Source organism: Oxynema mangrovii CENA135 (assembly GCF_016632315.1).
Lineage (GTDB): Bacteria > Cyanobacteriota > Cyanobacteriia > Cyanobacteriales > Laspinemataceae > Oxynema > Oxynema aestuarii.
The window spans coordinates 854,919-879,819 of the sequence record NZ_JAEOXH010000001.1; the positions used below are offsets into that span (position 1 = coordinate 854,919).

Consider the following 24,901-nt stretch of genomic DNA (forward strand, 5'->3'; position numbering starts at 1 on the left):
GGGCAAAATGTTGAAGATTTTCTTAGTGCGTTTGAGTTTAATCGCCGTCTTACTCGGCACCGCCGCATTGCCCTTGCGGGGTCAGACCCCGGAGGAGTCAGTGCGCCTGCAGTTGGAGGTCGATCGCCGGATCGCCAGCTCGGAGCAGGTGAGCTGGGTGGATTTACCCCCGCGCTGTAGCGAGGCGAGTTGTCGGGTGCAGCCGGGAGATATGCTGCGCTATACCGTGACGGGGGTTAACGATAGCGATCGCGCGATCGCCAACTTCGTCATCACCCAACCCCTCGATCCCCAGACCACCTACATTCTCGACAGCCTCAGCGCGACCCCCACCGCCCAACTCAGCTACAGCATCGATGGCGGTCGGACCTTTAGCGCCAATCCCACCATCGAGGTCGCCGGGGCGAACGGACGGGTCGAACGGCGTCCGGCCCCGGCAGAACGCTACACCCACGTGCGCGTCCGATTTCGCGAACCGATCGCCGCCCGAGGGCAGGCGATCGCGCAGTTTCAAGTGAGGGTGAAATGAAGCAGCAACGACGCGACAACCACCGCCCGTGGATGGGGGTTCCCTCGAAAGCCGCCAGCCTGCTCGCCGTTGCGGCTTTCCTCGGCGGCGCCGGAACCTGGATCGCTCGTTCGGCAGGCGATCGGGCGATCGCCCAAACCGACACGCCCCAATGCGTGGTTCCCGGGATCTTAGTGCGCAACCAAGGGGAATACAGCTACAGCGTCGGCGGCGAAACCTTTTCCGGAATCACCAATATCGACGAAAACGCCGTGATTCCAGGCGGTCCGGTGACCGTCGATCCCGACGGCGTGCGCGATCTGGCGGACAATCGAGTCACCGGGTCGTTAGCCGGATCCTTGGCGGACCAATTAATCGAATTGGGATTCAGCCAACAGGAAGCCACCCGCGCCACGATCGCCGTCACCGTCGCCTTAGCCCAACTCCCGGTAGATTCCAGTTTCCGAGAAGTGGCGATCGCCGCGCGCGACGCGATCGTGCAAGCGGTCCCCGAACAAGGACAAACCGTCGCCGAACTCGAACGGTCCGTCGCCCAAGAAACCGCCGCCGCCATCACCGCCGAACTGGCGCGCACCTTCCTCGTCAGCGCCGGACTGACCGCCACCGAAGCCGAACAAGCCACCCAACAAGCCTTCTCCGTCATCCTGCGAAGTGGCGACAACGCCCCCGTAGACGACACCTTCCGCCAAGCCTTTCAAGCGATGGTCGCCGTCGCCCCGGACAAAGAAGAACAACTGCGCGAACTCGCCCAAGACGTCGCCGACGAAATGCGCGAAATCCGCCAGGGCATTCAAACCGGGGCCCAAGCCGGAGACTTACTCTTTTTTGACTTTACCATCAGCAATCCGGGCGATCGGGCCTTGCGTTTCACCATCCCCGATCCCGAAACCATCCAACGGGTCACCTCCGGCGCCCAAGTGCGCGGCGTCAAATACTCCATGGTCACCACCCCCGAAGGAACCGTCCTCGTCGGCGACTGCATCCCCGTAGAGGTTCCCCCGGAAGAACCGGAAGAACCCCCAACCCCACCGGAAATTACGCCCCCCGAACCGCCCATCGAGGAACCCCAACCCCCCACTACCCAAGACCCCTCCCAACCGCCAGAGATTACTCCGGCGCCGATCGAACCGCCCCAACCGCCCGCCCAGGTGCCGCCAGCGCCGCAAATCACCCCTCCCGACATTCCCGAACCGGAACTGCCCCCGACGCCGACGACCCCATCCCGTCCCGTCGTCGATCCGGTAGACGTGATTTTGCCTCCGGGCGGCGAAGTCACGGTCACCGTGGAAATCATTGCGCCGGAAGTTCCCGACGGAGGCGGCGGCGTCACCGTGGTCATTCCCGACGAAGACGACGAACCCATCGGCCAACAAACGGTGATTATTCCCCCCCCGACGACGCCGACCAGTCAGCCCAACGTCGGGCGAATTACCGGATGTGCCGGGGAAATTCTGTCCGACTATACCGGGTTTAAAGTGGGCCTGTTCGAACCCGACCCCACGGACCCCACCGGAGGCATTCGCGAGGTCGTCGCCCTGACGCCGACGGAGTTCCCGGATTTACCGGGTAACGATGTCGGTCGCGGCTTCGAGCCGAATGTGGACAATGCCAACCCCTTCTTCCTGACCAACGGCGAAGGCGGGACGTATAACTTCAGCCTCGACGCCTCGCGCGGTCAACTCGACCCCGGACGTCAGTATATTTTTGTCGTCAGTCCCCCTGCAGGTAGCGACTTGAGCGAACGCCGCATCCGCTTGGAGATCGGGGAAACGAATAATGGCGTCGTCTCGTTTACCGCCACCTCTTTAGACGGACGCCCGATTAATGCTGCCGACGGCGGCACCAAGGCGACCGGAACCTTTACCCTCAGCGCCGACGGTACCCCCATCGGTTTGAATTTTGGATCGTTCGACCTGACGGCGGCGGTGTGCGAAGCACAAGAGATTCAAATTGTCAAGACGAGCGATCGCGCCGCAGCCGAACCCGGGGATACGGTGATTTACCGCCTCGCCGTTCGCAATCTCTCCAGCAGTCCCCTCAACGGCTTATTTATCACCGATTTACTGCCGTTTGGCTTGCAATTCCACGACGATTCGCCGAAAGCGGAAATTGCCGGAACCGAGATCGATGTCGTCAGCAGTAACGACGGGCGACAAATTCGTTTCGACCTTCCCGAGGCGACGATTCCCGCCGGAGAAGTTCTCAACCTCGCCTATGCGGCGCGGGTGACCCCGGATGCTTTGCGCGGGAACGGTCGGAACTCGGCGTTTGCCAACGGACAACGGACAGATACGGGACTGAACGTCAAAGACGGTCCGGCGATTCATCAACTCCAACTCGATCCGGGGATTTTGTCCGATTGCGGCACCTTAATCGGTCGGGTGTTTGTCGATAAAAACTTTAACGGACTGCAGGAGAAGAACGAACCGGGTATCCCGAATGCGGTGATCTTTATGGACGACGGCAACCGGATTATTACCGATGCCAACGGTTTGTTCTCGGTGGCTAACGTCGTTGCGGGGTATCGAACGGCGGTTGTGGATTTGAGCAGCGTTCCGGGCTACACCCTGGCACCGAATTTATATTTCAGTGAAGGGAATAGTCAATCTCGCTTAGTGCGCTTGGAACCGGGCGGTATGGCGCGGGTGAATTTTGCACTCACCCCAACTTTCCAAGAGGAGGGCAATCTACCATGAAAAAGGGATTTTATTGGCTGGCGGTTCCTTCTTCGGCATTGCTGTGGGCGTCGTCGGGGGAAGCGGTGCAGGTTCCTCAATCGGGGGATTTTGTGGCGACAAATGTAGGTTTTCTGGGGGCGCCCCTGGAAAATTCGTGGGCCGAGAGCGATCGCCCCGGACTGCAAGGATCTCTGTTGAGGTCTACATTTGTAGCGACGACAGGCGATCGCGAACTGCCGAAGAATGTAGGGACAAATGTAAGTTTAAATGACTCTATCTTTACTTTAGAAACTTGTCAGGACGAAACCGATTGTATTGATTCGGTCAATGCCTTATTAGAAAAAGCAATTAGGGGCGATCGCGCCGTAGCGGAGCTATCAAATCCTGTAGTTACAAACAGGGTGACGACAACATCGTCGGCGATCGAGCATAATTTAGCCCTATCCGGAAACAGAGTAGATCCGAGCGCATCCGAAATTCGGACAGATCGCCCCCTTTCCCCCAATATTTTAACCGATTTAAGCGATACTCGAACGAACTTTTCAACCGGAATCGAACTCAATGGCGATTCCGCCGTGCAAATCGGGCAAACTGGAGCGGGAGACGCCGGAGCGATCGCCGAAATCCTGGCGCCCGGTCCCGGCGAAACCACCGATCTCCCCGCCACCACCGTCATCGCCCGCTTCCCCAGCGAAGCCGAAGTCACCTTACTGGTCAACGGCGAGGCCGTTTCCCCGGATTTAGTCGGACGCACCGAAACCGACACCGCCACCGGAATCACCGTGCAGACCTGGTACGGCGTCCCCCTCCAGGAAGGGGAAAACACGATCGCCCTCTCCGTCAACGGCCAAACCGTCGAAAGCTTTACCGTAGCGGTTTCCGGTGCGCCGACCCAGGTGCAAATCGCCACCCGAGAAACCCGGGTTCCGGCGGACGGGCGATCGACCCTCACCGTGACCGGACAAGTCTTAGACGCCAACAACCAACTCGTCCAACGGGATACCGTAGTCACGCTCAGCAGCAGTGCTGGGGAATTTATCGGCGCCGACTACAACCTCGACGCCCCCGGCTTTCAAGTCCAGGCCGTCGGCGGCGAATTCAGCGCCCAATTGCAAGCGCCCCTCGACGCCCAAATCGTGCGGATTCGCGGGGCGATCGACGACGCCAGCGCCGAGGGCGAAACCTTAGAAGCCTTTACCCGCGCCGAATTCACCACTTACCTGCGCCCGAGTTTGGTGACCGGATTGGTCAACTTCCGCCTCGGAAAGCGGGGGACCAACTACTGGGGCAGTTTCCGCGACTTCCTCCCGGCGGACGAAGATTACGACTACGAAGCGGACCTATCCGGCGCCGTCTTCGCCACCGGGAAACTCGGCGGCTGGCTGTTCACCGGGGCTTATAACTCCGATCGCTCCCTCAACTGCGACTGTAGCGGCAACGATCGCCGCCTGTTCCGCGACACCCAACCGACCGAATTGGATTATCCCCTTTACGGCGACAACTCCACCGCGAGTACCGTGGCGCCCTCCCGGGATAGCGTCTACCTGCGGTTCGAGCGATCGTCCCCGGTAGAAAACGCCGGACTGGACTATTTTATGTGGGGGGACTACAACACCCAAGAACTCGCCAATCGCACCCAAGAATTCACCGGGTTGACGCGATCGTTCCACGGGTTTAAAGCCAATTACAACTTTGGCGGCTTGCAACTGACCGGACTCTACGCCAACGACGTCGAAGGCTTCCAACGGGACGCGATCGCCCCCGACGGGACCAGTGGTTATTACTTCTTCTCCCGGCGCCTGCTCATCGACGGCAGCGAAAATATCTTTATCGAACTCGAAGAACTCGGACGCCCCGGCAATGTAATCTCTCGCCAACAACTCAACCGAGGCGAAGACTACGAAATCGACTACGATCGCGGCACGATCCTCTTCCGTCGCCCCCTACAGCGCACCGACGTCGTCACCGACGCCACCGGAGTCAGCATCGTCGTCGTCCGGCGGATCGTCGCCACCTACCAATACGAAGAACGCGACGGCGACACCAACCTCTGGGGCGGACGGATGCGCTATCACTTTTCTCGGGATTACAATAACCCGATTTGGATCGGCGCCACCTACCTGCGACAAAACCAAGGGATTCGGGACTTCGAACTCTACGGCGCCGACTTGATGTTTACCTTTGGCAATGCTACGGAGAGCGATCGCGTCACCTCCGGCGCCACCGCCCTCCCGTCCATTTCCAACGCCGAATTTCCCGAAACCCTCCCCGCCGAACCTCCCAACCCAAGCCGCAACGCCACCCCCTTTAGCGGCGAACTGATCGCCGAATACGCCCATTCCACCAACGATTCCGAACTCCTCGGACTCGTCACCGGGGAAGCCTACCGCATCGAACTCAACGCCCGAGGCGGTCCCTTGACCGGACGCGCCTATTACCGAACCACCGATAGCGGTTTCGCCAACGACGCCACCACCAGTTTCGTCCCCGGACAAACCCGCTACGGAACTCAACTCAGCAGTCGCCTGACCTCCACCACCCGCTTAAACTTTAATTTCGATCGCGAGGAAAATTCCGGCGTCGCCCCCCGTCCGATTACCGAATTCGACGACTTCTTAACCCCCCGCCTCGAAGCGATTCCCGGTAGCGAAGTCGATAACAGCTTGACCACGATTAGCGCCGGATTGCAACAGCAAATTTACAAAGCCACCCTCGGCGTCGATTGGGTCTACCGCCACCGCACCGACGATCGCCCGACCAGCCCCCTCGACGTGACCTCCTCCCAGCTTCGCAGTCGCTTACTCGTCCCGATTACCAGTAAAATCAGTTTCCGCGCCCAAAACGAACTGAGTTTGTCCTCCGACGAAGACATCGTTTATCCCGATCGCACGATCTTGGGTCTCGACTGGCGCCTGCTACCCGGCGTCACCGCCCAACTCAATCAAGTCTGGTTTACAAGCGGTCAGTACGAGGACAACTCGATTACCTCGTTCAACCTCAACGGCGACTACAACCTCACCGACGACACCACCCTCACCGGGCGCTACTCCTTCGTAGACGGTCGCACCATGGGCGCCGCCTTGGGGATCCAACACGGCTGGACGATCGTTCCCGGATTGCGCCTCAATCTCGCTTACGAACACGTGTTCGGGTCGTTATTCTCCCGCAACGCCACCGGGACCGAGTTCGCCCAACCTTACGCCCCCGGGCAAAGTTCCGCCGCCTTGGGAATCCGCAGTGGGGACAGTTACAGCATCGGTCTGGAATATACGGATAACCCGGACTTCACCGCCAGCGCCCGTTACGAACATCGTTTTTCCAGTAGTGGCGATAATACAGTCATTCAAGCGGCGGCGACGGGAAAACTCACCGATGCGATTTCGGTGTTGGGACGCTACCATCAAGCTTCGTCGTCGAACCAGTTGTTAGAGGATATCGGCGATACGATTAATTTGCGCTTCGGTTTTGCGTTCCGCGACCCACAAAGCGATAAGTTTAATGCTTTGTTGCGTTACGACTTCCGCCAAAATCCCTCCTCGATTCCCGATACGATTTTGTTCGGTAGCGGGACGAAAGCTCAAGACCACACCCTGGCGTTGGAAAGTATTTTCGCCCCGAATTGGCGCTGGGAGTTTTATGGGAAATATGCGTGGCGCCGCAGTACGTCTTATCTCGCCGATGATTTAGTCGGGACGAATACGGTCTCTCTGGCGCAGTTGCGGGCGACTTATCGCCTGGGATATCGCTGGGATGTAGTCGGCGAGGGGCGCTGGATTTATCAACCGTCGGCGAATTTTAGCGAGTTCGGCGTGGTGGCGGAGGTCGGTTTTTATCTGACGCCGGATTTACGTCTGGCGGCGGGATACGTGTTTGGCAAGGTGGATGCGGACGAGATGGAGAGCGATCGCTCGGCGAGTGGTCCGTATCTGAATGTTTCGATGAAATTAAATCAATTATGGCCGGGATTCGGTCAGCAGCCTGTGGCGCCACCCCAACAACAAGAGTCGGCGGTGGAGTTGTCTTTGCAACCCGTACACGAATTCGGAGGTGAACGATGATGGGACGTTGGCGGGTAGGGTTGGCGGTCTCGATCGTGTCGCTGTCCTTCGTCGGATCGGTACGGGCGATCGCTCAAGAGGGGGGACCGACCTGGGCGATCGCGGTCAATAGCAATGGGGACGAGGTTCGGGCGGACGAGGGGCTGACGTTGCGCGAGGCGATCGCGATCGTCAATGGCAATTTAAGGGTGGAACAGTTAAGTCCGGCGGAGCGATCGCAACTGCGCCAACTCCCGGAAATCGAGGTTTCCCGGATCGAGTTTGCTTTAGACCCGCAAGCTACGACCATTGGTTTGACGGCGAGTTTGCCGCCCCTACAGGCGCCCGTGGCGATCGACGGGACGACGCAACCGGGTTTCGACCCCGAGGAGGAGACGCCCCGGGCGGTGGTGACGTTGACCCCGGCGCCGGAAACGGAGATTTTGCGCGGGTTGGTCGTGATGGCCCCGGACGTCTCGATTCGCGGTTTGAGTGTGCACGGGTTTACGGCGACTCACCAACGCACGGCGAGTCCTCCGGCGGCGGATATTTTGATTGTGGGGGGCGAGTCGGCGGCGATCGCCGATCGCGTCACCCTCGAAGAGGGCCAGTGGCGCCGGGAAGTGACCGACGCGGTGGAAGATGTTCCCGTTCCGAACAACGTGACGATCGCCGGAAATTGGCTGGGACTGTTGCCGGACGGGACGTTCCCGGAACGGCGATCGGCTTTTGGGGTCTGGGTGTTCGAGGGGACCAATGTGACGGTGGAGGATAACGCGATCGCCGCCCACGACGGCAGCGCTGTCATTACGAGCGTCCGCGCCGATAACTTGCAAGTCAATAACAATCAAATTTTTGAAAATGGCTTTCGCGGAATGCCCGATGCCTTGCGTTTAGAAGGATATATCGATAATACGTCGGTCTTCGATAACGAGATTTATAACAATGCAGGTTCCGGGATTTTCCTCTTCAATCCTTCCGGTGCGGTGGCGATCGCCGATAACATTGTGAGAAGCAACGGGCGGCGATTGCAACGGGCGGCCATCTACTTAATGGGAAGCGGACATCAAGTGAGAAATAATAAAATTACCGACCAACCCGGTCCGGGGGTGGTGGTGGCGGCAGATCCGCCGGGCGATCGCATTGCCATTGAAGACAATCGCTTCGCCAATTTAGCCGGGTTGAGTATCGACCTCAATACCACCTCCAACGATCGCGCCAAGCACTTTCAGATCGGCGACGGCCCCAACCCGCCGCGCAACTCCGGCAATCGCCGGAAAGATACGGGCAACCGGGCGATCGAGGCGCCCCAGTTTTTGGCTCGCGAGTTTTATCAACTGGGAGACGCCCTCACCGTAGACGGTCTCGCCGAACCGGGAGGAACCGTAGAAATTTATCGGGTCAACGAGTCCGGGATGGCCCACGGACCGTTGAGCGAACCCCTCGCCACGGTCGCCACCGACGGTTCGGGTCGTTTCAGCATCGAGCTCGACTCCCTCGAACCGGGAACGACGATTAGCGCGATCGTTACCCATCCCGACTACGGCACCTCCGAACCCGCCCGCAACGCCACCGTGCGATCGCGAAGCGACGCCGAGTAACCTGATTCCCCGCCGTCGAGTCCTTTTCACCCCCTCTCCCGCGATGAACGCCTCTGCCAAGTTCCCGAACCGACTCATGAAACGAACTGCGAAATCCTCGTTTCTCCTCCCCCTCGCCTTGCTCCTGTTCGGCGCCCTCCCCGCTCGCGGTGAGGGGAGTCGGGAGTTAACGGCGAACGGGGGTCAGCGATTTTTCCTGGAATATCGCAATGATTTCACTACCGGGATTCCTCGCCGAAGCATTATCAAAGTGTATGCGGAAGCGGGGGAAGAAATTTTTCTCGGTTCGAGTGCAGTCGGTCGCGGAGGAACGATTAACTATCGCGCTCCCAATGGGACGACCGGGACTTGTGGCGCTGCTGGGGCGATCGCCGATCGCGCGCAAGAGTTAGCCGGACCAAGCGCACTGGCGGCAGGAGGCTATAACGAATGTACCATTACGACCGCACAAACTACAGCAGCAGGAGATGGGGTTTGGGAAATTGATTTTGTCAGCCCCAATCCCGGCAGTGTCGACAATCCAATTAGCATTGGCGCTGGTTTTAATTGGACGCAAGCGGGCAATCAACCGACTAACGTCGGCTACGTGACGGCTTGGGATGTCACCGTTAACGATCCGGGGGGAGAAGGCGAACAAACAGGGCGCGTGTTTGCCAACTACCTCGCCCTCAACCCCGGTGCCGACGATCCGGATATCGCCTTTGAATTTGAACCGACGATCGTAACGCGAGATGGTTATCAATATTTAGTTAACTTAAATGGGATGCAACCGTTTGGGTTTATCTTCTTTGCCAATAAAAATGGATTTACAGATGCGGCAGGAATTCCTCTGTATCAATCGGTGGATTTTCCGGCGCAGACTGACGATCCCAGCAATTTTGCTAATGACGATATTACCCATAAAATTTTCTTTAATAGCCCCGATAGCACCGGAACCAATATCTTGCCACTGTCCGGTAATTCGCCCCAGGGTTCAACTTGGTTGTTAAACTCTCCTCAAGATCCGCCAGAACCGAGTAATTTAAGGTTTGTTGGGAGTGAAGGAACGGTCAACCAAACCGGAAGCAATCCTTTAGAAGGTCGTTTTCTCTTTAATTCACCGGAAGCCACCTCCTTTCAAATTACGATCGATATCAATGACGATGGCATTTTCGGCAATGACAACGATCGCATTATTTTTGGCTTTGCCGGGATCGGTGAGAACAGCGTTGTGTGGGACGGCTTAGACAGAGATGGTGTTCCGGTACCGCCGAGTGAGTTGGGCTATGCAGCCGATATCCGCTTGTTCGGTGGGGAAGTCCATTTTCCTTTCCTCGACGTTGAAGGGAATCAAAATGGTTTGATTATCGAAAGACAAAACAATCCACCAAACTACGATGCTAGCGATCCTCTGGCCAATCCCTTTTTGGTCTACTACGACGATCGCAATGTTACCCCCCAGGAAACGGCTCCCAATCCCCTTTCCGCCTTGAGTGGAATCGATAGTTCTACCGGAGCTCACAGTTTCCCTGCAGGGAACTTTACAGGGTGGGGAGACCAACGAGGAATTGACACCTGGGCTCGTTTACCTTCAATTCCCGTGCAGTTAGCTGGCAGAATCCGGGTACTCGAAGCCGATTTAGACATCAGTAAAACGGTAGTCACAACCAATCTCCTCGTCGGTGGACCCATTGAATATGACATTGTCGTCACCAACAACGGACCGAGTTCGGTTACAGGTGCGAGAGTCAGGGATGGCTTGCCCCCGGAAATTATCAATGTCTCCTGGACTTGTGAGATTACCACGGGAACTGGAAACTGCGCTCAAGAAACGGGAAGCGGCAATCTCTCCACGACCGTCGATCTCGACAGTGGCGCCCAAGCGACCTATCGCATCTCTGGAGGACTCGGCCCCGATGTAGGAGATTCGGTAACCAACATCGCAATTGTCACCCGACCGAGTGACGTCACCGATCCCAACGATCAAGATAATAGTGGTGGGACCAACGTCACGGAAAGCGCCACGGCGATCGCCGAACCCATCAGTCCCGGTAATGCCCAACTGGGAACGGCAAAAGCGGCAGGTACTCCCGTTAATAATGGCGATGGTACGTTTACCATTCCTTACACGATCCAAGTTGAAAACTTAGGCGATCTTCCCTTCGATACCCTCCAAATTGAAGAAGATTTGACGACGACCTTCGCGGGAGTTACTTCGTTTACCGTCGAGTCCGGTTCGATTAGCAGTCCCGACGGACTCAATGTCAATACTGATTTTAACGGTCAGGGAAACAACCAGTTATTAGCTGGCGATAACAGTCTCGCCGTCGGTGCAACCGTGACCGTTCAATTTAACGTCATTGTCACCCCCGGGACGGCGTTTGGCCCTTATGAAAATACCGCCACCGCAACGGGAACGACTCCAGGCGGCATTGAAGTAACCGATGACTCGACCGACGGCAACGATGTAGACCCGGATGGGGATGGCAACCCCGACGAAAACGATCCGACCGTGGTCAACTTAGTGGTTCCCCGTCTTGGTGTCGCGAAGGCGGCGGGGACTCCTGTCAACAATGGCGATGGCACGTTTACGATTCCCTATACGATTCAAGTTGAAAACTTGGGCAATGTTCCATTGAGTAACCTACAAGTTACAGAAGACCTCACCACGACATTCTCGGGAGTCAGTTCGTTTAGTGTCGTGTCGAATTCAATTGGTAGTCCTTCCGGTCTGGTGGTGAACTCGAACTTTAACGGACAGGGAAATAATGATTTACTCGCTACGGGAAATACCCTGGCTATTGGTGAAACGGAAACGATTGAGTTTGAAGTCACGGTAACGCCGGGGACGAATTTCGGGCCTTATGAAAATACGGCGACAGGTTCGGGAAGTGGTCCAGATGGAACGGAAGTCACCGATGACTCGACCGACGGCAACGATGCCGACCCGAATGGAGATGGAACGCCGGACGAAAACGATCCGACCACGGTCACTCTCTCATCCCAACCCATTCTCGGTGTCGCGAAGGCGGCGGGGACTCCTGTCAACAATGGCGATGGCACGTTTACGATTCCCTATACGATTCAAGTGGATAACTTGGGCAATGTCGCCATTGAAGACCTGCAAGTTGTAGAAAATCTGGCGAATACCTTCTCGGGGGTCAGTTCGTTTACGGTGGTGTCCAATTCCTTGACGAGTCCTTCCGGTTTGGTGGTGAACTCGAACTTTAACGGTCAGGGGAATAATAATTTACTGGCAACTGGAAACACTCTGGCGGTTGGTGCAACGGCAACGATTAGTTTTGAAGTGACGGTGACGCCAGGGACGAATTTCGGACCGTATAACAATACGGCGACGGGTTCGGGAACGGGACCGGATGGAACCCCTGTGGAGGACGATTCGACGGATGGGAACGATGTAGATCCGGATGGGGACGGGACGCCAGATGAGGACGTTCCGACGACGGTTTCTTTGCTCGCACCGCCGGATGGACGGGCCAATCTGCGCTTGGTGAAGCGGGTGACGGCGATTAACGATCGCACCTTCATCGATGTGGTAGACGATCCGAACCTCGACGATAACGCGCCCAGTTGGCCGGGGAACTACCTACAAGGGCGGATCGACGTGCCGGATGTCTTCCCGGGCGACGAGGTTGAATATACAATATACTTTATGTCCGACGGTGAAGTTTCTGCCAACAATGTGAGGATCTGCGACTTGGTGCCGCTCAATCAAACGTTTGTCCCCGATGGATTTAACGGGTTGGCGCAAGCGGGGGGCGGCTTTGGTGGCGTCAATCGCGGGGTGGCGATCGCCTTCGGCTTGAATGCGCCCCTATCTTATACCAATGCCAACGATGGCGATATCGCTCGCTTCTTTACCCCGGGTAACTTCGTCCCGGTGCCGCCGGGAGGGGCCGCACCGCAACCTTGTCCGGCGGTCAATAACTCGGCCAATGGCAATGGGGCGATCGTCATCGAACTGGGCGATTTACCGAGTGTCGCGGACGATCCACAACGTGCCTTTGGCTTTATCCGCTTCCGGGCGACGGTGGATTGAAGCTGCCTTGCAATCGACAGGGACAAGACCAACCGACAATAGAAAAGGACACGGCAGATGTCGTGTCCTTTGAGGGGTGAAGGCGAGGTGTGCAGGCGATCGCTCAATTCACCGGAGAACTGACCGTGCGATCGCGCCATGACATCGAACTCCCACTGGTCGTCAAGTAAAAATAGCGCCGGGTCAACTCCGGTAAAATAGCTCCGTTGAAATCCGTAGCCTCGATATTCGTCCCGACCAAGGTCGCATCGCTCAAATCCGCGCGAGTCAGATCGGCGCGGGTGAGATTCGCCCAATTGAGATTGGCATGATAGAGATAAGATCCGGAAAGATTCGCTCCGGTCAAATCCGCCCCCATCAAACTCGCCGATCGCATCTGCGCGTTGGTCAAATTGGCGACAATTAAATTAGCCCCTTCTAAATTCGTGTGGGTCAACTTCGCCGCACTCAAATTAATCCCGTTGAGATTGACCCCATTGAGATCCACCCCATTGAGAAACGCCTCACTCAAATTGACCCCATTAAACTGAGCGCCGTAAAGCATCGCCCCACTCAAGCGCGCGTGGGTCAAATTCGCCCAACTCAGATTCGCCCCGGTTAAGTTGGAACTGCGCAAATTCACCCATTCCATGCTCGCACTGGTGAAATTGACGCTGCGTAAATTGCTGCCGCGCAAATTGGTTCCCGTCAGGGTGGCCCCACTAAGTTTGGCTCTCGGTAACTTGGCTTTGATTAAAATCGCCCCACTCAAGACCGCTTTGGTCAAATCTGCATCGGCGAACTTGCCATATTCCATTTTGACAAAACTCAAATTCGCCCATTGGAGCTGAGCGTCACTTAAATCGGCTTTGGTCAGGTTGCTGCGGCTGAAATTGGTTCCCCGAAGATTGGCCCCACTCAGGTCGATCCCGACTAAATGGGTTCGACTTAAATCGGCTCCACTCAGATCCACCCCAGCAAAGTCTCTTTCGCCCCGTTCGTACCGTTCGAGTAATTCGCTACTATTCACGATCGTTCCTGCTCCAATAATGTCTACGCCATGCTCGCTCAAGTGGCAAAGGTTGACGGTCGGTAGGGGAATGACTCCCGGCGTTGCCTCGTTCCCGTTATTGTGATTCGGATGGTCATGGGAGCAACTGCGATCGCTGAACCGTTCCTATTACCATGTTTTTCTCAAAAAGCGATCCTAAGTAATAATATTTTAAGGTTTCCCTTATTGTTAATTCTACTACATAAACATTGGAGAGCATCTCAACGGTCGTGAAATTTTGTTACTCATATTGTGTCCATTTTTACGGAAAAACAAACAAATTCTATAAGTAGCAACACGGAATTTCTGGTCTCGATCGCCCCATCCTCTCCGAAAGCCCCCGTCACCCGTACCGCCGCCAGGTCGCGAAACTCGGGAAACGACTTGGATCGAACCCCGGTGGAACTCTAAAATCTAAACTCTGAACTCTCAAATCGGAAATTCCCATACTTGTAATGTTACGAAAACTTGGATTTACCCTGTTATGGATAGGTGCGATCGCCTATGCTTTTGGATTTGCTCCCCCCGATCGCCCGGAAACCTTCTCATTAATTCAAAATCTATCTACCGGAAACTGGGAAGGCATCAATCCGGCGATCGTCGCCTTATTCAACGTCATGGGAATTTGGCCCTTTATCTACAGCGCCGTGCTCCTCTTCGACGGACGCGGCCAAAAAATCCCCGCCTGGCCCTTCGCGATCGCCTCCTTTGCCGTCGGCGCCTTCGCCATCTTGCCCTATCTCGCCGTGCGATCGCCCAATCCCGACTTTGACGGCGACAAAAACCCCCTCCTCAACCTCCTAGACTCGCGCGGATTGGGAGCCTTTCTCTCCGTCGGCGCCGTCGTCTTGCTCGCCTACGGCGTCACCCAAGGCAACTGGGCCGAATTCGCCGCCGACTGGCAAAGCTGGCGCTTTATTCACGTCATGAGTTTAGATTTCTGCTTGCTTTCCCTACTCTTCCCCGCCCTTTTACACGACGACATGGCCCGTCGCCATTTAACCCGCCCAGTCGTGTTTTGGATCGTCGCCCTCGTTCCCTTGCTCGGACCGCTTGCATATTTGACCTGGAGACCGAGGATTGAGAGTCGGCAGTAGGATTGTAGAAGTTATACCAGTTTTCAAAAATAATGAGAGAGAGCGAGGGTAAGGACACGGCAATGCCGTGTCCCTCTAAAACCCCTGAATTTGACAACCGATCGAGGATGGCTAGATGACCTGACTCCCGAGTTTCTACGCCTTATTAACCCGTAACTTCAGCCGCACGTCACCCGAGAACCCATTAGGGACGACCCAACGGGAGAGCGATCGCCGGAGGCTCGTAATCGCCAGGCGATCGGGCAACGCCGAAGCCCGATCGTCGAAGATAACGCGCACCACGCGGCCATTTTCAACCTTCAACTCCCAAACCACCTCGCCGCTTAACCCGGGGTCGAAATTGTGCTGGGCTAAATACCGCTCCAGATCGGCGATCGCCGCTTCATCCAAACCCTCCGCCTCGAGAACCTCAATCCGATCTCCGGCCATCGGTTCCGGGGTCGCCAGATCCACCTCTTCCTCAACCTGTTGCAGGCGCACGCCTCCACCCGCGCGACGGGTGGCCATTCCTGCAGGCGACGGGGCAGACATCGCACCTGTTGGTGGTGGGGCTGGGGCAAATTGAACGCGATCGTCTACATCGCCGAAAATGCCCTCGTAACTGACCCCTTCCGGCAATTCTACCGGGACTTCGACCCGACGAGTGGTTCCGTCGGGATCGACGCGCACTTCCTCGCTGACCGCGACAAAGGCGGTGTATTGAGACAGGAGGCGATAAGTGAGAGCCGTATCGGTGACCGCCTCCACGGCGGACGTGGTTTCGCCGCCGTACATTTGCGACATCAACTCCTTAATCCGCGCCCGTCCCCAGAGTTGGGCGATCGCCGGATTCCCAGACTCCTCAAACGTCATCCGGAACAATTGCTCGTAACGGCGACCCCCGGCGGCGATTCCGCGCACCCGCAATTGACCTCGGGCGCGATCGCCCTTGCGTCCGAATAAAACTAACGGCTGTTCGGCGAATAAGTCCGGCGGCGCTTGCGGATAGACTTGAGCGGGTTCGCCGCCGCCTTCCCAGGCGACCTCAATATTCGTCAGCACTGGATTGTTGATTTGGCGGAAAAAGCGATCGGCCACTTCTCCCGTAGGTTCGTCCTGGCGGATGACTTGCGCCGTTCCCCGTCCGACCTCGGCGAGGCGATCGAGTAAAAAGCGGTTGACCGAACTGCCGACCCCAAAACTATACAAACGATTGCCCGCTTGCAAGCGTTCCTGAACTTCCGCAATCACCTCGTTATCGTTACCGATATAACCGTCAGTAATCAGTACGACACTGCGCAAGCGTCCTTCCTTGGCGGCGGGAAAATTCAGCACCGCTTGCATTCCATTGAGCAACTCCGTCCCGCCGTTGGCGTCGAGTTTGTCGATGTAACTTAAAGCCCGGCGGCGGTTGGCGGGGGTATTTTCCAAAGGTTCGGCGGATAACGCTTGGGCCGTGTTGGCAAAATCGATAATTGTAAACGTATCGTCGGGGTTGAGTCCGTTGATAAAACGGCGCATCAACTCTTTAGACTTCGCCAGAGGATCGCCGGATTGAGATCCGGAGGTATCCATTAAAAAGACGACATCTTTGGGAACAATTTCTTGAGTATCGTAGTCGATCGCCGGAATCAGATAAATCGCAAAATGGCCGCCGCGATCGTCCCCTTGGGTCAACACCGTAGCTTTGGTATTGTCTCCCGAAACGCGATAGCGCAAAATTAAATCTTTATTGGGAATCGTATCCTCCGGGGCGAGACGAACGGCGATCCGGTTCTCGTCGAGTTGGCGCGTTTCGAGATCGTGAGACGGCGATCGCACCTCCGAGATCGGCACTCCCGCATCGATTTCCACAGTCACGCCGATATCGTGACCCGATCGCACCTCCGGCGGCAATACCGGGGGAGTGATGCGCGACGCATCCGGGACGCGATCGCTATTTCCCTCGCGATCGATCGCCTCTCCCGGAATATAACGCGGTCCGACCACCATCGGAAAGACGAATTCGTAATCGCCGCCTTCAAATTGCAACGAATCGGTATAGCGAATCGTCACGTCAATTTGTTCGCCGGGTTTAATATTGGCTAACGATTGGGTAAAAATATTAGCGCGTTCTTGTTCGAGGAGTCCGGCGGTCCGTCCTTCGCGTTTGGCGTCTTCGTAAATTTGTTGCGCTTCTTCGCGTTCTTTGATTTCCCCTTTAATAATGCGATCGCCGATTTTAATTTCCATGTCGTCCACCGCCGCCTCGTCGGGTAACGGGAACACGTAAACCGCTTCTAAAGGTTCGTCAAACGGATTTTGAAACGTTTGGGTCACTTCGACCCGAGAAAGATTCCCGGCAATTGTGGCGTTAACTTCCGTATGTTTGAGGGGAAAAACCTGACGTTCCCCGTCTTCGGAAACGGCGTACAAGCCTCCGGTTTCTCTTGCGGTTTCGGCGGCAGCACTCGATCGCCCCCGGGCGGTCACCTCGGTATTAGAATGGCTGCGGGAGAGCGGCGTCCAGGTTTGAGCTAAAGCAAATTTGGCGATCGCGCCAACCCCTGCCAGCAGGAGGGTACAGGCGATCGCGGTATAGAGAGGTTTCATAATTTAGAGTTCTCAAACATGCTGATTCTGTAGGTTATTCCAGCATGGCACAGTTCGATCCGCGCGATCGCGCGGTTACCTTTTTGGTAACGCCATTTCAACCCCCTCTCCGTGGCGATCGCCGTCTTATCGATAGTTCAAATTCTGGCATTCTTTAAACTCGTCGATCGCGGTGTCTGGAATCTGACCCGTGGCGAGTTTTTGAAATCCTTCTAAGTCTACTGTTTCATTTTGGTAAAAGTCCCACGGCGAAGCATCGGAGAATCCGTAAGCGGCGCGACTCGGTGTCGCCACATCGGCACGATCGATCGCCTTCGGTCGAACGTTTCCTCGATAACAGGTGATATTGCCAGTTTGGTAAATATAGTAAATGCCGCGAACAGTTTCCCCATTTTTAGTAAAAATTGAATAAGCGGAACCGCCTTGTTTCGGATCGGCAACTTCCCCATAAAAATGAGTTCCGTCACTCAATTCCGTCAGGGGTGGGGTCATCGTCTCGCGATCGGAGTTTTGCGCCTTCCCTTGGGTCGGTGCGATCGCGATCCCGGCGATCGCACTGAAGGTTACTAAAGTTAAATGAATTATAGATTTCATGAGAAATAATTTCTTATTCTTGAGTTCTGAATTACTCTCACTCTATCCATTGACCGACGGTCTTCGCGTCTACCTTGAGTTAGAAAACCCGCAAACCGATCGCTATTCGCCGCTATTCGCAAGTTCTCAAGCGATAGCCAAACCCGTGAACGGTTTCGATCGGATCGTCTGGGGCGCCAATTTCACGAAATTTCCGGCGCAAACTTTTAATATGAGCTTTAACTGTTTCTTCGCTGGGGGGTTCTTCTAAAGACCATAAATATTCGAGAATTTCACCACGACTGAGAACCCGGCGACCGTTGCGCACGAATAATTCTAAAAGTGAATATTCTTTAGGGGTCAATTGTAAAGGACGATCGCCGTAAGTGACTTCATAAGTCGTCGGATCGAGTCGCAAGTCGCCCCAGGTTAAAATAGGAGGCGCCGCGTCTTGCGATCGCCGCAATAACGCTCTCAAACGGGCGAAGAACTCTAAAAGATCGATAGGTTTGACCAGATAGTCATCGGCCCCAGCATCGAACCCTTTCACTTTATCCCGACTGGTATCGAGGGCAGTCAACAACAAAACAGGTTGAAAATAGCCGTTGGAGCGCATTCGCTTACAAAGACTGACCCCATCGAGTTTGGGCAGCATGATATCGAGCACAATCAAATCGTAATTCACCTGGGTGACTTGCTGCCAAGCAGCCTCCCCATCCCGAGCAATATCGACAATGTATCGCTCGTCTGTCAAAACTTCCGCTAAGGTGTCCGCAAAAGGAATATCATCTTCGACCACTAAAATTCTCATAACTGTAGATCCTAAAAGAGAGAGGAAGCGCACTCGACCTTTTGAAAAAGGAGCTGTGCGAGCGATCGCCGCCTAATCTTGACGAACTTTGCCTCTCAATCCGAACATTTTCCCAACTTTGGCTGTTGGTAGCGGTCGGGACTCGTCAAGCATCGATCTCTCTTTCAGAAAAGGGCATACTTAAGCGAGAATTCAGGAAAGGAGAGGATCTCAACTCAACCGCAAAGGGCAGCTCTTCAATATCTCTAAAGCAACAAGTAGGTCATAGAGCCTGATTTAAGTTGAGCGAGATTTACGAACGTTACAGATGAACGAAAATCGCGAAGAACCACGGGTTACTAGGGTGTTTGGACTAACGGCTTTAGCTATTATTAGCTTCAGCTTGATTTTTGGTATTTTTTTATCAAGCTCGATCGCATTACTCAACAAATCGCAATACATGGGGGGATTGGCGATCGCCGACAGTTTTATTTTACTCCTATTGCTGGGGCTTTATAAGTTTGTTGTCCGTTCGATGGCAGCTATTCGCCGATCGCCAAGAACGCCGGACAAAGGAGGCGCCGACCCTCTAGAAACTAACCCTGAAAGCTTCGACTGTGCAACTGAACAGATAGGAGAATCGGCAAAAAATCGCATACCCAATCTAACCGATCTGGCGATCGGCGCCAATCAGAAATATCAAGATTTAACAATGAGCGATCGCCGGGGCGGCACCACGGAAATTGACGAACTTCGCAATCGAGAACGGGAACTGCAAGCGATTTTCGATGGGGTTTCCGATGCCCTGACGATCCTCGACGACCGAGGCACCTATTTACAAGCCAATCCGGCAGCATGGGACTTATTCGGTTTGGACGAGTCTCAACTTCTCGGTCGTCGCCTCGCCGAGTTTATCGACGCCGAGAGCAATTCGGACGATCGCTTCGATCGCGTCTGGGCCGAGTTTCTGCAACGGGGCAAAATGCGCGGCGAATGTCGGATCGTGCGGGGGGACGGTACGACAAGGGAGGTGGAATTCTCTGCTACGGCGAATTTCCTCCCGGGACGGCACTTGTCGATCGCGCGCGACATTACCGATCGCCAACGGGCGGAAACGACCTTGGGGGAACGGGAACAGCAGTTAAGTGCGATCGCCGCCAATATCCCCGGTTCCATCTATCGGGCCGTTATCGGGGACGACGGACGGTTACAACTGACCTATATCAGTCCCGGGGTGCAAGCCCTTTACGAAATCTCCCCAGAAGTGGCGATCGCCGATCCTCAATCTTTGTTCGACTGCACCCATCCCGAAGATCGAAGCACGTGCGATCGGCTTCGGCGTCAGGCGACCGCGAACCTCGCCGATTTCGATTGCCAATATCGGATCCTCACCCCCTCCGGTCAAGTGAAGTGGATTCGCGAAACCGGGCGCTGTTCGCGCGATCGTCGCGGCACCTTGGTCATCGATGGGGTCTGTCAGGATATGAGCGACCTCCACGGGGCGATCTCCGCCCGAGAACAGCGCGACCGCCAATTTCAAGCCCTCGTCGAAAATTCTCCGGATATTATCGCCCGCTTCGATCGCGATCGGCGCCACGTCTACATCAATCCGGCGATCGAACGGGCGACCGGAATCTCTCCGAATACCTTCATCGGCAAAACCAACAGCGAATTGGGAATGCCCCCCGACACTGTACTCAAGTGGGATCGCGCTTTGATGGACGTGTTTGCAACTGCACGATCTCAAGTTCTCGAATTTGACTTTCTCACTCCTGTCGGACGGCACTACTATCAGAGTCGGCTCGTTCCCGAACTCGACGCCGAAGGGGGGGTCGAATCTGTCTTATCCGTCGTCAGCAACATCACCGAACTCAAGCAAACCGAAGCAGCCTTGCGCGCCAGTCAACATTTGCTCGAACAAATTGCCGATACCACCCCAGCGTTAATTTGCATTTACGATCTCACCTGCGATTGCGATCTCTATCTCAATCGCCAAAGTCGGCTCTTTCTCGGATTGCCTACCGAAGGGGCGATCGTCGGCGGGACGGACTTATTTATGCGGTGCACCCATCCCGACGATCGCCAACTCTGGCAGGACGTTAAAATCCGCCTCACTCAGCTTGACGATGGCGAAATTTTTGAGAACGAATACCGCTTGCAACATGCGGACGGTCAGTGGCGCTGGTTGCATTCTTGCGAAGTTGTTTTTAAACGCAATCGGGAAGGGCAACCCCAACAAATTCTCAGCGTGGCGATCGACATTACCCAGCGCCGCCACGTCCAACAACAACTGCGCCAAAGCGAAGTCCTTTATCGCACCCTCGTTCAGAATTTTCCCAACGGCGCGGTGGTTTTATTCGATCGCGATTTGCGCTATACCCTCGCCGAAGGAACGGCCTTGCTCGATGTCGGACTCTCGAAGGTTAACTTAGAAGGAAAAACTATTTGGGAAAACTTCGATCCCGCCACTTGCGAAATTCTCGAACCTCCTTTGCGTGCCGTTTTTATGGGGCAATCTTCGGTCTTTGAAATGCCCTATGGCGATCGGTTTTACACGGTTCACACTCTTCCCGTCACCGACGACCGAGGGGAAATTCATGCGGGACTGTGCATGACTCAAGATATTACCGTTCGCAAACAAGCCGAACTGGAATTATTAGACGAGCGCAACTTTATTGCTGCGGTGTTGGATACGGCGGGAGCGCTCGTGATCGTCCTCGATCGCGAGGGTAAAATTGTCCAGTTTAACCGGGCTTGCGAACGGATGAGCGGATATCTGTTTGAGGAGGTAAAGGATCGAGTTTTTTGGGAGTTTTTACTGCTGCCTGAAGAACGCGAAGCGATCGAACAGGAATTTAACCACCTGATCGACACTACCCCGTCGAGCGAATATGAAAATTATTGGGTTGCCAAAGATGGCAGCCGCCGACTGATTGCCTGGTCGAATACGCTGCTGTTCGATCGCGATCGTTCTCTGAAATATATTATCGGCATCGGCATCGACATTACCGATCGCAAACGGGCGGAGCAAGTGGAACGGGCTTTGCAGCGCGAGCAGGAATTAAATCAACTCCAATTGCGCTTTTTTTCGATGGTTTCGCACGAATTTCGCACGCCTCTGAGTACGATCTTGATGTCGGCTCAAATTTTGGAGAAGAACTATCCTAACTTATCGCCGGGTCGGGTTTTAAAAAATTCCCGGAGGATTCAAAAATCCGTGCAGCATACCCTACAATTACTCGACGATATTCTAACGCTGAATCGTGCGGAAACTGGGAAGTTAGAGTTTCAACCCGCCCCGTTGAATTTGATTCAGGTTTGTCGGCAAATTATCGAAGAAGCACGGCTAAATTCTGACGGAAATCATGCGATTGATTTTTGTTACGATCGCTGGTTGCTGCCGCCGAGTCGGCGAGTTTCTATGGATGCTAAATTGCTGCGATCGATTGTCATGAATTTACTCTCGAATGCGATTAAATATTCGCCTCAAGGAGAAGCGATCCAAGTCGAGTTATCTTCAGCGTGCGGGTCTATCGACGACGACGGTTCGGTGCGTTTATCCGGGGAGGGGGAGCCAAATTTATCGATTTTGACCGTGAAAGATCGCGGAATTGGTATTCCCGAGTCGGATCTTCCGCATTTATTTGAAGCCTTCCATCGCGGTGAAAATGTCGGCAGTATTCCCGGAACCGGATTGGGGTTGACGGTGGTCAAAAAATGTGTGGATTTACACGGCGCGGCGATCGGCGTAACCAGTAATGTAGAAGGAGACGCACGAGTACGAGGAACGAGCTTAACCGTGACCATTCCTTTCTCTACCTGAGCGATCGGTTTCGGACTCGCCCCACGGATCGATCGGCGATCCGACCTCGAACCTGTAGACCGCCGATCTTTTGTCATCCCTTCCTCACTCGACTTTTAGGAATCTTTCTTGTAACTGTACTCTTCTCAACTTTTAACGTCTGACCGCTCGACTTTTCAGCTCTCCTAACTGGTTCCTTGCCAGAGACTGGATCCCCTTGCTACCTTAAGCAATGTAGCTACAATAAGTATGACAACATGGCTAGAGACTACATGCTGCGAATTCGGCTCAACAGCCAAGAATTGGAAAAATTGAAAGCGGAAGCACAGCGACGAGAACTGTCGATGTCGGAAGTGGTGCGCGATTACATCAAACGAATGCCCAAACCGAAGAAGGCGCCGCACACCATGACCGAGACAATGACCGAAACGTCCTCAACCCAGGGGTGAGCGTTCGCCGATCCGGGGGTCTACAGTTCGGGAGAGTCAATCGGTCCGTCGGTCCGTATCCTCGGGGCGTTCGGTGGAGTCCGACTCCTCGCCGAGGTCGAAATCGAGAGAAGAGTTGGCAGGGGGTTCGGGAGGATCCTCCTCGTCAAAAGTCCAATCGAGGACCGTTGGCGGACTCACCGGAGATGGTGATGGTGATTCCGAGTCCGGTGTCGGTTCGGGGAGGGGTTCGTCAAAGCTTTCTGGGGTATCGACCGGGGTCGGCGTTGCAGAGACCTCGTGACGGTAAATGCGGATTTGGTTGAGGCGCGGACCTTCAGCCGAGACGACGGTAAATTCGAGGTTGTCATAGTGAAGGGTTTCGCCTTGTTGGGGGATTTTTTGAAATTGATAGATGACGAAACCGCCGAGGGTTTGATATTCGTCGATTAAGGGTAATTCGAGATTGAGTAATTCGTTGACTTCTTCGAGATGTAACTGGGCCTGAACTAAGAAGGTGCGATCGTCGATCATCTGTAAGGTCAACGCTTCGGGGTTTTCCGCTTCGGGATTTTCGCCGATAATTTCCGCGACCAAATCGTTAATGGTGACCAATCCCGCCGTCCCGCCGAACTCATCGACCACGGTGACCATCGATCGCCGCGATCGTTGCATCATGGGCAGCAATTCGCTCAAGGGGGTATATTCGGGAACGAAACGGGCGGGTCGAATCCACGGCTCGATCGAGCTGTCCGGATGGAGGATCCCCCGGGCGAGGGGTTCGGCGAGTTCTTTAAAATAAATAATGCCGCGAATGTCGTCTAAAGATTCGCCGATCGCCGGATAGCGGGAGTGACCGCTTTCGACGACTTCGTCGAGTAAGTTTTGAAACTTGGCATTGTAAGCAATGGCGCGGATGCTGGTACGCGGGATCATCACCTCGCTGGCGCAGACATCGCCGAACTCAAAGACATTATTGAGCAGTTCTCGTTCTTCCGCCTCCAAGCCGATCGATTCGCGTTCCGTGGCGATAATCAGTTGCAGTTCTTCCGGCGTCACGCGGTTGTACCACCCCTGACCGCTATAGCGAATTCCGAACAGGCGCAATAAAAAGCGCGTCGATTGATTGAGAATCCAGATAAACGGGTTGAAGAAGCGGGCGATCGCCAAACTCGGCGGACCGAGGAGACGCGCGAGTTGTTCGGCGTAAAGCATCGCCATCGATTTCGGACAGAGTTCGCCGAGGACGATTTGCAAGTAGGCGACCATGAAAAAGGCGACGGGGATCGCGATCGAATGGGCGAGAACGTCGCTCACTTCCGTGGAAAGGGGCAGACGGCGCACTCCGGCGACGACGACCACCGCCATCGTATTTTCGGCAATCCACCCCAGGGCCAAACTCGACAGGGTGATCCCCAGTTGGGTCGTGGAGAGGAGGCGATCGATATGGCGTTGTAAGTGCTGGACGGTTTTCGCCTGGAGGTCGCCGCCATCGGCGAGTTGGTTGATGCGCGATCGCCGCACGTAGACCATCGAAAACTCAGCCGTGACGAAAAAGGCGTTAATCGCAATCAGGGCAAAAACGGACAGCAAGCGCCAGAACAGATCGGGCTGAGTCTCGGAAATTCCGAGTGGGACTTGGGCGTGGGATACGACCGAGGCGCCAAAGAGGACGGCGACGAGGGCAAGTATCCAAGAGACAGACAAACGGCTATAAAAACGCACC

The 24,901-nt window shown here is 55.2% G+C and carries 13 protein-coding genes; 8 read left to right on the forward strand and 5 right to left on the reverse strand.

Annotated features, from left to right (window positions below):
• The first annotated feature begins 7 nt into the window (after window positions 1-7).
• The 5 genes from JJD41_RS03365 to JJD41_RS03385 all read left to right on the forward strand — a co-directional run bounded on the left by JJD41_RS03365 (window position 8) and on the right by JJD41_RS03385 (window position 12,884).
• Window positions 8-529, forward strand: a complete 522-nt coding sequence (locus tag JJD41_RS03365) for a DUF11 domain-containing protein (protein WP_200664711.1) — start codon at window positions 8-10, stop codon at window positions 527-529.
• Entirely contained in the window at window positions 526-3,225 is a 2,700-nt protein-coding gene (locus JJD41_RS03370) for a hypothetical protein (protein ID WP_370583711.1), read from the forward strand. The genes JJD41_RS03365 and JJD41_RS03370 overlap by 4 nt, the downstream gene beginning before the upstream one ends.
• Entirely contained in the window at window positions 3,222-7,265 is a 4,044-nt protein-coding gene (locus JJD41_RS03375; protein WP_200664712.1) for a TonB-dependent receptor, read from the forward strand. The genes JJD41_RS03370 and JJD41_RS03375 overlap by 4 nt, the downstream gene beginning before the upstream one ends.
• Window positions 7,262-8,845, forward strand: coding sequence for a right-handed parallel beta-helix repeat-containing protein (locus JJD41_RS03380; protein ID WP_200664713.1), 1,584 nt, complete (start codon window positions 7,262-7,264; stop codon window positions 8,843-8,845). Before JJD41_RS03375 ends, JJD41_RS03380 begins: the two co-directional genes overlap by 4 nt.
• A 76-nt stretch (window positions 8,846-8,921) precedes the next feature.
• Window positions 8,922-12,884: a DUF11 domain-containing protein gene (locus JJD41_RS03385; RefSeq protein ID WP_200664714.1), complete on the forward strand. Its 3,963-nt coding sequence runs from the start codon at window positions 8,922-8,924 to the stop codon at window positions 12,882-12,884.
• 103 nt (window positions 12,885-12,987) lie between these two features.
• On the opposite strand, the gene JJD41_RS03390 is transcribed toward JJD41_RS03385, so the two are convergent.
• Window positions 12,988-13,893: a pentapeptide repeat-containing protein gene (locus JJD41_RS03390; protein ID WP_200664715.1), complete on the reverse strand. Its 906-nt coding sequence runs from the start codon at window positions 13,891-13,893 to the stop codon at window positions 12,988-12,990.
• 476 nt (window positions 13,894-14,369) lie between these two features.
• Here JJD41_RS03390 and JJD41_RS03395 point away from each other — a divergent pair, with 476 nt between their 5' ends.
• Window positions 14,370-15,011 (forward strand): DUF2834 domain-containing protein, encoded by a 642-nt coding sequence (locus JJD41_RS03395; RefSeq protein ID WP_168568644.1) that lies wholly within the window; start codon window positions 14,370-14,372, stop codon window positions 15,009-15,011.
• Between the two features lie 135 nt (window positions 15,012-15,146).
• On the opposite strand, the gene JJD41_RS03400 is transcribed toward JJD41_RS03395, so the two are convergent.
• From JJD41_RS03400 to JJD41_RS03410, 3 genes are all read right to left on the reverse strand, one after another.
• Window positions 15,147-17,582: a VIT domain-containing protein gene (locus JJD41_RS03400; protein WP_200664716.1), complete on the reverse strand. Its 2,436-nt coding sequence runs from the start codon at window positions 17,580-17,582 to the stop codon at window positions 15,147-15,149.
• A gap of 126 nt (window positions 17,583-17,708) precedes the next feature.
• Window positions 17,709-18,176, reverse strand: coding sequence for a hypothetical protein (locus JJD41_RS03405; protein ID WP_200664717.1), 468 nt, complete (start codon window positions 18,174-18,176; stop codon window positions 17,709-17,711).
• 112 nt (window positions 18,177-18,288) lie between these two features.
• The gene (locus JJD41_RS03410) at window positions 18,289-18,966 is read right to left on the reverse strand and encodes a response regulator transcription factor (protein WP_200664718.1); all 678 of its coding nucleotides are present in this window, start codon (window positions 18,964-18,966) and stop codon (window positions 18,289-18,291) included.
• A 307-nt stretch (window positions 18,967-19,273) separates the two neighbouring features.
• On the opposite strand from JJD41_RS03410, the gene JJD41_RS03415 reads away from it, so the two are divergent.
• Both JJD41_RS03415 and JJD41_RS03420 read left to right on the forward strand, forming a co-directional pair.
• Window positions 19,274-22,768 (forward strand): PAS domain-containing sensor histidine kinase, encoded by a 3,495-nt coding sequence (locus tag JJD41_RS03415; protein ID WP_200664719.1) that lies wholly within the window; start codon window positions 19,274-19,276, stop codon window positions 22,766-22,768.
• 236 nt (window positions 22,769-23,004) lie between these two features.
• Window positions 23,005-23,196, forward strand: a complete 192-nt coding sequence (locus tag JJD41_RS03420) for a ribbon-helix-helix protein, CopG family (protein ID WP_200664720.1) — start codon at window positions 23,005-23,007, stop codon at window positions 23,194-23,196.
• 36 nt (window positions 23,197-23,232) lie between these two features.
• On the opposite strand, the gene JJD41_RS03425 is transcribed toward JJD41_RS03420, so the two are convergent.
• Window positions 23,233-24,882: a hemolysin family protein gene (locus JJD41_RS03425; RefSeq protein ID WP_370583713.1), complete on the reverse strand. Its 1,650-nt coding sequence runs from the start codon at window positions 24,880-24,882 to the stop codon at window positions 23,233-23,235.
• Window positions 24,883-24,901: the final 19 nt, after the last annotated feature.